Annotated in this window: 8 protein-coding genes and 2 pseudogenes; 7 read left to right on the forward strand and 3 right to left on the reverse strand. The window is 70.4% G+C overall.

From position 1 onward, the window contains the following. Positions 1-130: 130 nt before the first annotated feature. Genes ACZ3YO_RS23365 through ACZ3YO_RS23375 form a run of 3 tightly spaced genes read left to right on the forward strand, consistent with a single transcriptional unit; the run spans position 131 to position 2615 of the window. Entirely contained in the window at positions 131-1021 is an 891-nt protein-coding gene (locus ACZ3YO_RS23365) for a PfkB family carbohydrate kinase (RefSeq protein WP_465572429.1), read from the forward strand. Further along, positions 1018-1731 (forward strand): haloacid dehalogenase-like hydrolase, encoded by a 714-nt coding sequence (locus tag ACZ3YO_RS23370; protein WP_465572431.1) that lies wholly within the window; start codon positions 1018-1020, stop codon positions 1729-1731. The genes ACZ3YO_RS23365 and ACZ3YO_RS23370 overlap by 4 nt, the downstream gene beginning before the upstream one ends. Further along, positions 1728-2615 carry a glycosyltransferase gene (locus ACZ3YO_RS23375; RefSeq protein WP_465572434.1) on the forward strand — a complete coding sequence of 296 codons (888 nt, stop codon included), beginning with the start codon at positions 1728-1730 and terminating at the stop codon, positions 2613-2615. Before ACZ3YO_RS23370 ends, ACZ3YO_RS23375 begins: the two co-directional genes overlap by 4 nt. 172 nt (positions 2616-2787) lie before the next feature. Here ACZ3YO_RS23375 and ACZ3YO_RS23380 read toward each other — a convergent pair whose 3' ends face one another. Further along, entirely contained in the window at positions 2788-3243 is a 456-nt protein-coding gene (locus ACZ3YO_RS23380) for a MarR family winged helix-turn-helix transcriptional regulator (RefSeq protein WP_465572436.1), read from the reverse strand. Between the two features lie 287 nt (positions 3244-3530). Between ACZ3YO_RS23380 and ACZ3YO_RS23385 the strand changes: the two genes are divergently transcribed. Further along, positions 3531-4652: a Gfo/Idh/MocA family protein gene (locus ACZ3YO_RS23385; RefSeq protein WP_465572440.1), complete on the forward strand. Its 1122-nt coding sequence runs from the start codon at positions 3531-3533 to the stop codon at positions 4650-4652. A 285-nt stretch (positions 4653-4937) separates the two neighbouring features. Next, positions 4938-5099, forward strand: a complete 162-nt coding sequence (locus tag ACZ3YO_RS23390; RefSeq protein WP_465572443.1) for a DUF2399 domain-containing protein — start codon at positions 4938-4940, stop codon at positions 5097-5099. Positions 5100-5494: 395 nt separating this feature from the next. On the opposite strand, the gene ACZ3YO_RS23395 is transcribed toward ACZ3YO_RS23390, so the two are convergent. Then, complete coding sequence (locus tag ACZ3YO_RS23395) at positions 5495-5911, reverse strand: universal stress protein (RefSeq protein ID WP_465572446.1); 417 nt, start codon at positions 5909-5911, stop codon at positions 5495-5497. A gap of 901 nt (positions 5912-6812) precedes the next feature. Here ACZ3YO_RS23395 and ACZ3YO_RS23400 point away from each other — a divergent pair. After that, a pseudogene (locus tag ACZ3YO_RS23400) lies at positions 6813-6893 on the forward strand (hypothetical protein); the annotation flags it as partial. 168 nt (positions 6894-7061) lie between these two features. Here the strand turns inward: ACZ3YO_RS23400 and ACZ3YO_RS23405 are convergent. Further along, positions 7062-7613, reverse strand: coding sequence for a hypothetical protein (locus ACZ3YO_RS23405; protein WP_465572449.1), 552 nt, complete (start codon positions 7611-7613; stop codon positions 7062-7064). A 764-nt stretch (positions 7614-8377) separates the two neighbouring features. On the opposite strand from ACZ3YO_RS23405, the pseudogene ACZ3YO_RS23410 reads away from it, so the two are divergent. After that, a pseudogene (locus tag ACZ3YO_RS23410) lies at positions 8378-8548 on the forward strand (phospholipid scramblase-related protein); the annotation flags it as partial. Between the last annotated feature and the right edge of the window lie 88 nt (positions 8549-8636).

Consider the following 8636-nt stretch of genomic DNA (forward strand, 5'->3'; position numbering starts at 1 on the left):
CCGGAACAGGCTCGCCATTCATAGTTCGTCAACATACCCTCGGTCGGAGTATTTCGCGCGGCGTGGATGGGCGGACGGTGATCGACTCGGAGCGGTGCCGACGCACGGTCGGCGCGAGAGTCGAGGAGTCATGGACGAAGACATCCACCCCGCCGGTGCGGCGGCGCCCTCGGGCGGGCCGCGGGTGGCCGTGGTGGGACACGTCGAGTGGACGACGATCGCAGGTCTTGACCAGGTGCCCACCGCCGGTGAGGTGATCCACGCGGAGCGGCTCTGGCGGGGCCCGGCAGGGGGTGGTGCGGTCGCGGCCGTCCGGCTGGCCGAACTGACCGGCGGTTGCACGTTCTTCACCGCCTTCGGCGACGACCACGCGGGGCGGCGCTCGCGCGCGGAACTCGAGCACCGGGGCGTACGGGTGCTGGCCGCCTCCCGGGCCGGCCCCACGCGCGCGGCGGTGAGCATGGTCGACCGGTTCGGTGAACGCACCACCATCACCCTGGGCGAACGCCTGCAACCCGCCGCGGCAGATCCCCTCGACTGGGGGGAACTGGCGTCGTTCGACGCGGTGTTCTTCACCGCTGGGGATGCTGCCTTGCTGCGCCGGGCCCGTCAGGCCAGGGTGCTCGTGGTGACGGCGCGTGAATTCACCACCGTGCTGGACTCCGGTGTCAGGGTCGACGCGCTGGTGGGCAGTGGCTGCGACCCGGCAGAGCAGTGCGACCCGGCGCTGCTGCGCAGGCCGCCGGATCTCGTGGTCAGCACCGAAGGTCATCGCGGCGGTGTGTTCACCTGTGGTGGCCAGCCCCCCCGTCGCTACCGACCCGCCCGCGCACCAGGCCCCCTGGTGGACACCTACGGGGTGGGGGACAACTTCGCGGCCGTCCTCACGTATGCGCTCGCCGCCGGCTCGGCCACCGCCGAGGCACTGGACCTCGCAGCCAGGCATGGTGCGGCCTGTACCGCGCGGCGGGGCCCGTTCGCGGCCGGGCCGACTGCTGGGCGACGGGCAGCGCGGGTATGAAGCGGATCCTCCTCCTGTGGGACATCGACGGCACGCTGATCGACTGCGGGGCCAGCTGCGAGGCCGTCTACCCGCTCGCGTTCGAACGCCTCACCGGCAGGCCGGCCCGCCACCGGGTCGCCACCGCAGGTCGCACCGAACTGGACATCATGGACGAGTTGTTCGCCCGGCACGGTATCAACGGGGGCGAACAGAGCCGGGTTGCCTCTGAGTTGGCCACGCAACTGCATCGGCGGGCCACCGAGCTCCGTACGGTTGGACGGGTCCTGCCCGGCGCCGTCGAGGCCCTGCGGGCGTTGCGAGCACGGCGCGAGGTGGCGCAGTCCGTGCTGACCGGGAATCTCCGGGCCAACGCCGTCCTGAAGCTGCGGCTGTTCGGGCTGGCGGAATTCGTGGACATCGGAGTCGGCGCCTACGGCAGCGACGCCCGCGAGCGGGCTGCTCTCCTCCCGGTGGCCCGGCGGCGCGCAGCTGCCGCGTACGGGCACCACTTCGATTCCGGCAGCACCCTCCTGATCGGCGACACTCCGCAGGACGTGCACGCGGGACGCATCGGCGGATCTCGGGTGATCGCCGTCGCCTCGGGCGCGAGCAGCGGCGCCGCGTTGCGGGAGGCGGGAGCTGATTCGGTTCTGGCGGACCTGCGCGACACCGCTGCCGTGCTCCATGCCGTCCAGGCGCTGAGCCCGGGTGCGCGGAGCGCCGGATGAACGAGAGCAATCGTCCGGTGAGCCTGGTCTCGGTGGTCATGCCCGCCCGAAACGCCGAGCTGACGATAGCCGCGCAGCTGGAGGCCCTGCGTCGGCAGACCTATCCGGACCGGTGGGAGCTCATCGTCGTCGAGAACGGATCGAGCGACGGCACCCGCGCGCTCCTGCGGTCCTGGCAGCAGCGGATGCCGCAGCTCAGGGTGGTCGACGTCGCCGAGGACTGCGGCGTCAACCGTGCGCGCAACATCGGTTGCCGGCGCGCGTACGGTGACTTCGTGCTCTGCTGCGACGCGGACGACGTGGTGGCCCCCGGGTGGATGGCCGGCCTGGTCGACGTCCTACGAACCAGCCCGGCCGTCGGGGGCGCGCTCGAACGCCGCCTGCTCAACGCGCAGGTGGCCCTCGCCGCGCGCCCGCCGAAGGAGGCCGACGCACTGCTCGACACCTTCGGCTTCCTGCCGTACCCGGCGGGAGCCAACTGCGGGTTCCACAAGGAGCTGTGGAGTCGGTTGGGCGGCTTCGACGAGAGCTACCGCTACGGCAGCGACGATGTCGAATTCTTCTGGCGCGCCCAGCTGACCGGGAACCAGTTGGCCTTCTCGCCCCACGGCGTCGTGCACTACCGGCTCCGTGGTGATTCACGGGCCATCGCACGACAGCTCTACCGCTACGGCCGTTCGCACCCAAAGCTTTTCCGGGACTTCGCAGGCCACGGCATGCCCTCCTCGCGGCCGGGCGACGTCGCCGGCTCCTGGTGGAGGATTCTGGTGCACGCGCCCGACCTGGTCGGCCCTGCGGAAAGTCGCGCCGCATGGCTGGCCCAACTCGCCCTGCGGGTCGGCCGCATCGTCGGCAGCGTCAGATATCGGCGGTGCTACCTGTAGACCGTCCGAAGTCCGACATTCTCGTGGATCAAGGCCGCGGACCTGTCATACCTCTGGGGCCACGCCACCGAGCACTTACCACCAGCCGCCCTGACCTGCTCGGCTGACGTCGCCCTCCGTCGCCAGCGCATGTGAGACGGAGCCGTTGGCTGGACTGGCCCTGTTCCGGCGCCTACAGCCGGCGGAACACGGAGCTCAGTGTTTCGATCTCCTGCGTGGAGAGCTTGTCGGTGAGGTGGCGGCGTACCGCGTTGTCCAGGCCGGGGTGTACCGCGGTGATGGCCGCGCGTCCGGTGTCGGTGAGGGTGACGGTGACAGCGCCGGCGCGTTCGCGGGTGACGAGTCCGCGCTTGCCCATGCGGGTGAGCTGGTGGGAGATGCGCGTGCGGTCCCAGCCGAGTGACGCGGCGAGCTCGCTCTGGCGCAGGGCGCCTCCCGCCTTGCTGAGGTTGACGAGGATCGTCAGGTCCGGCTCGGACAGGCCCGCCGCCTCGGCGGTGTCCGCGATCACGCGTGCTCGGACGACCTCGTGGGCGCGCTTGAAGGCGCTCCAGAAATCGACGGGCTCGGACGCGGCGTCGGTCATGGCCTCGTCCGACGCGGCGGTCTCCCCGCTCCTTGTTGACATATCAACGCGCCTTTTCTTAGTGTTGAGATGTCAACGCTAACAGGTGGCTGCGCCCGCGGCAGCCCCCTGTCGGCCGCGTCCACCTTCACGCCCATCTGCGGCATCACCCACTGACTCACACACTCCGATCCCGCACCCACCGGGCGCGGGTCCTCTGTGCCGGCGCCTGCTCGACACATGGCCCTGCTTCCTGTGACGGGGCCCTGTGGTCGGCCACTCCCTCACCGGTTCCACGGCCACTGTTGGCGACGCCGGTGCCCACCCACACAGAGAACAGGCTGCGAATCGTGAACACATCCGAGTCACTGCTCACCGAGCTGGTCCGGTCCGACAAGCCGATCGGAGTAGGGATCATCGGACTCGGGGCGCATGGTAGCTGGGCCGAGCGCTCTCACCTGCCGGCCCTGCGCGCCGTCCCGGGTTACGAGCTGAAGGCCCTGAGTACCAGTTCGAAACAGTCGGCGGAGCGCTCAGGTCGGAAGCACGGTGTCCCTCGCACCTTCGGGACGGCGGCCGAGCTGGCTGCCTGCGAAGAGGTGGACCTCGTGGTCGTGGCGGTGAAGGTGCCGCACCACCGGGAACTGGTGCAGACGGCGCTGAGCGCCGGAAAGAGCGTGCTGTGCGAGTGGCCGCTGGGCAACGGGCTCGCGGAGGCCGAGGACATGGCGCAGCAAGCGCTCAGCCGCGCCGTGCCGACCGTCGTCGGACTCCAGGCGCGGTCGCACCCGGCCCTCGCCTATGCACGGGATCTCGTGGCCAACGGCCACGTGGGGGAGGTGCTGTCCACGACGGTCGTCGGCTCCGGCGGCGCCTGGGGCGCTACCGTCGGCCCCGGCGATCACTACGTGCTCGACGCCGCCAACGGCGCGACACTGCTGACCATTCCCTTCAGCCACACCCTCGACGGACTCGCGTCCGTCCTGGGAGAGCCCGAGGAACTGCGGATCCAACTGGGGTCGCGCCGTACGTCGGCCGTGGACACCGAGAGCGGGCATCCCGTGCCCATGACCGCCGCGGACCAGGTGGTGGCCTCGGGACGGCTGCCGGGCGGCGCGGTGGCCACCTTCCACTACCGGGGAGGCATGTCCCGGGGCACCAACTTCCGCTGGGAGATCAACGGCACCGAGGGCGACCTCGTCCTCACCGCCCCGATCGGCCATCTCCAGCTCAGCCCGGTCACCCTCGAAGGCGGCCGCGGAACGTCCCCCGGACTCGCTCCCCTCACGGTGCCGGAATCGTACGTTCGCGTCCCGCAACTGGACCCCCGAGCCGACGCGCCGCTCTACGCGGTCGCTCACGCCTACCAGCAGTTCCTGGACGACCTGCGCGAGGGCACGTCGGCGGTACCCGATTTCGCGCACGGCGCCGCCCGGCACCGCAGCATCGAATCCGCCATGACGACAGCCTGACCGGACGTGCCGGCCTCGGCCCACCCACCAGGGGACTGCCACATGAGGCCGAAGCATCGCGTGGTCGGTCGGGCCGGTCGACAGCTGGGAGGGGCAGATCCGGCACGGCCCCCGCGCCGGTGTGGGGAGATCGGGTGGCACGGAACTCGACAAGCTGGTCTGGCAGGCTCAGAACCGCGTTCTCCTGCCCCTCATCGACGACGCCCGCGTCGGCTTCGTCGAGCTGCTTCCGCGCATAGCGGTGCGCGGCGTCACCCGACTCGTCGACACCTACGTCCGACAGTCGTGCCCAGGGTTCCCGCAGGCCCCGGCCCGGGGCGTCTCACGCCCGCGCCGTGGGACCGGGCGCTCGTCGACTCCATGGCCGAACTGCGAACCGCGGTGGTCGAGGAGGTGGTCGCCGACATCCTCCTCGACGACCTGGCCGAGCACCGGAACGTCGAATGACAGCCCGTTCGACGGGCTTAGGGGTTCGGTCTCGTCCACGCCGACTTCGGGACGCAGCGCCGCACCGCGAAGGCCTCGTACGCCTGGTACCACGACCTGATTGCCGCCCACCGGTAGGGCACACAAGGTAGTTGGCCCCCGGGGGGAGCTTGCAACCGGTCGGCCCCGATGCCGCTTCGGCGCGGCTCTGCCTCCGGTGTTCGGCCGGGAGGCCGCCGGAGTGCTCTCATCGGCGGTCGGGCGGGGTGTCCGGGCCGGCTGTCCCGGACCCTCCGGGCAGTCCTGTCGACAAGCTCTACCCGAGGGCCCGGCTCGGCTCCTGTCGTGCCCTCCACCAGCGGCGTATCGATCGTGGTAGTCAACGTGCATACCGATGGAACCCCCGGAATCGACGTTCAGGAGGATGCCGTGTCGTCGTCCATCGGGACGACGACGACCGGGAGGCGGGCGTGGTGGACGACCTCGGTACTGGTTGACCCAAGGGTGAGGCGCCCCCAGGCACCCGATCCTCGGGAACCGACGACGAGAAGGCAGGCGTCCCTGCTTGCTTCGAGGAGGACCTGCGCCGGACGTCCGCGTTCACACACGATCTCCACTTCCACCGGCGGGCCGCCGAGCTGTAGCTGCAGTTCCTTGATGGAGTCGGCCACGGACTGCATGACGAGATCGCGCTGCTGCGGGATGGGACCGCTGTCGGGGCCCGAGCCGGCCGTCCGCTCGAAGCCCGAGTACTGGGTCGGGGTGTACTCGAATGCACAGGCGGCCCGAAGGCCGGTGCCACGCAGCTGCGCCTCGCGGAGCGCGAAGATCACGGCCTTCCGGGCTGGGGCTGACCCATCCGTGCCGACCACGATCGGGTGGGTCGGGCGGGAGACAGGAGTATCGGTCATCGGAGACCTCCGGCGATTCGGCGGGCGGGGAGGCGCGGTCTCTGCGAAGTCAGGGTCGGGGATGTCCCGGGTGCCCCGCTCGCTTGCCGCGTGCGCGGACCACCGTGCACCGCTGCCGATCCCTGCTTGGCTGGCCCTGAGGACGCTGGTCCGAGCGGGCTTGACCAGAGGTTGGTAACCCGTGCGCTTCTCAGCCTGCGCCCGTTCGTGCACAGGCACCAGCGCACGTCCGGCGTCGGTGGCAGGCGTGCCTTCCCGCAGGACCGCGGGCCCGACTCCGCGATCGGCGGTTCCTGTACGACGACCGTTGGGGGGCGGTGTAGCCGGGCGACCCGCATGACGGTCGGTACGGTCCCGGGCGGCTCGATCGGACGGGCGGCCGCGGGGGTGAACCCGCGCGACGGTATTCGTGCACCAGACGGGCCCGGTTACGGGCTTTGCCGGAGTAACCTGGGAGGTGCCGGAGAACTTACCGGTAGGACGATCGCGAGGAGTTGAAATATGCAGATCAGTGGAGCAGGAGCCCTGATTCTGCGACTCGTGGTCGCTAAATCCCAGCCCAGCCTTCTGGCCGGGGCATAAAGGGACCGCCGAGGTGGCGGGGGCGCAGGTACAAATCCTGTTGTTCAGATCAGCGTTTATTCAGGGCGTGGGCCGTTTTCGCAGAGATGCGGAGGCGGCCTTTTTGTTTTCCGCCGGACGGTAGTCGCAGTGCGATCCCATCGCGCGGTCATGAGCGTTGGGGCCGTTTCTGCCCCGCCGGGCGGCGGGACCCCTACCCAGAAGTGGATCTCAGGCACTTTAGGTGGTCCGCGGACATCCGATGGCCGTCCTGGCCGAGGCCTCCGAGCATGCCCTGGCCCTGGTCGTCGGCAGGCGGGGCGCGGGAGGTTTCACCGGCCGGCTGCTCGGGTCCGTCGGCCAGGGCGTCCCGTATCACGCTCGGTGTCCCGTCGTCACAGTGTCGGGGCCGGTCGGGCCTGGCGGATTCACGCGAGGGCCTCAGGCTGAAGGGCCGCAAACCGCCCGGCACGCTGTTCGCAACAATCGCTGTCGGGCCCCTTCCTCGGCGTCAGTCGTAGGGCACCGAGCGCGCCAGGAGGGCGACGCCGCGACGCCTTGCGTGCTCGTGGGTGATCCGGACGATTTCGTGCCAGAAGGGCGCCGCGGTGAGGTACGTGCCGAGCGCGGCCATGATTCCCAGGGCCACGTCCACGCTGATCCGGCCCTCCTCGGTCCAGTACACGTCCTGGAGGTCCAGCAGCAGCGCGAGCTCGTCCGCGATCAGGGCCGTGCCGGCTCCGTAACCCGCGGCGACCAGCGGATGCCGGACGGCTCGCTCGTCGCCGCGTACGGCGACCAGGCCGACGCCGGCCAGGGCCGCGATTCCGATGTTGTAGTGGTGCAGGTGCCGCCCGCCCACCGACACGTTGCCCCAGGGCAGCCAGCCGCCCCGGATGCCGTGGGTGATCAGCCGGACGGTGCCGAAGGTCGTACCGAAGGCGGTCCAGGTCACCAGGAGAGACCGCTTGGTCGGTGTCAGGTGCGTGTCGGCCGCCTGGCTCCAGCTACGTGCCAGGCCTGTGGGCGGGGCGCCGTGCCGCTGCCCTGTGCGGGCGCTCATGAATCAGCCCCTTCTCGTTGTCCTGCGGACGCTCGGGCGATGCGTTCCCGCAGGGCCCCGCGCGGGCGCATTCCCGTGGATCTGCCACCCCGACGGCGCAAGGCCGCTGCCGCCGGCACGAGGGCTCGGCGGTGCGCGGCCGGTCCTGACGGCCCAAACCCTGTGGGCCTGTCAACGACTCGGCGGAGCGGCCGGGGCAAGGGACGGAGCGGTAGCCGGGAAGTGGGGTGGAGGTCGCCCGCGGAGGACTCCGTTCAGGTTGGCGCGGACCCGAGAGAGGCGAGCCCGCGGCTGCGCGGCACATTCAGGAGTGATGACAGGGTGACTTCGAGACGCAGCGCCGCACCCCGAAGGCCTCCTACAGCTGGTAGCGCGAGCTGATCGCCGCCCATCGGATCCGAGGATGGTTGATGTCTCATAGGGCTTGGCGCTCGTCTGGCTTGCTTCGTACTCGGAGGGGGTCGGTGCGAGGTAGGTGCGCTGTCGCCTCGTCGGTCGGTGGGCGCGGCCCGGGAACTGTTGCTGCGACAGGTCCGGGCCGGGCGAATGCGGTTGCCGGGATGGGCGCAGAGGCGGGCGTCACGGGTGTGACATCAGACACATCGTTGCCGCCCGGGTGGCGGCCAACTGGCGTTCGCAGCGGCCGAATTTGCAGGTCCCGGGCACAATCCGCCGGCCCGGGCGAACCGGGTCCGGTCAAATGATCTGGCCACCCGGGGAGGATTGACCCTAGCCTGCCCGCCATGTCCCAGAACACGAACACCCCCGGCTTCCCCGGGCAGCCGGCCGCTCCGGTCGGCGACTCCGCCAAGGTGCAGCGCCAGGTACAGCAGCAGGCGGGCGTCGGACCGGTCTCCGGTGGCGGCGGCACCCTCTTCTCCGAGCCGGTCCTGGTGGTGAACCAGAAGGCCAAGCTGATCGAGCTGACTACTGAGGCTTTCAGGGTGGAGTCGGTGGGGTGAGTGGCAGGCCGGTGCCGGCCAGGCATCCATCGATAAGGGCGGGTCGAAGTTGGATGTGCCG

Source organism: Kitasatospora sp. NPDC022785, from assembly GCF_055561295.1.

What these genes read in the sequence shown, in the direction of transcription:
- ACZ3YO_RS23365 (WP_465572429.1), top strand. Translation starts at nt 131, where the DNA reads ATGGACGAAGACATCCACCCCGCCGGTGCGGCGGCGCCCTCGGGCGGG.
- ACZ3YO_RS23370 (WP_465572431.1), top strand. Translation starts at nt 1,018, where the DNA reads ATGAAGCGGATCCTCCTCCTGTGGGACATCGACGGCACGCTGATCGAC.
- ACZ3YO_RS23375 (WP_465572434.1), top strand. Translation starts at nt 1,728, where the DNA reads ATGAACGAGAGCAATCGTCCGGTGAGCCTGGTCTCGGTGGTCATGCCC.
- ACZ3YO_RS23380 (WP_465572436.1), bottom strand. Translation starts at nt 3,243, where the DNA reads ATGTCAACAAGGAGCGGGGAGACCGCCGCGTCGGACGAGGCCATGACC.
- ACZ3YO_RS23405 (WP_465572449.1), bottom strand. Translation starts at nt 7,613, where the DNA reads ATGAGCGCCCGCACAGGGCAGCGGCACGGCGCCCCGCCCACAGGCCTG.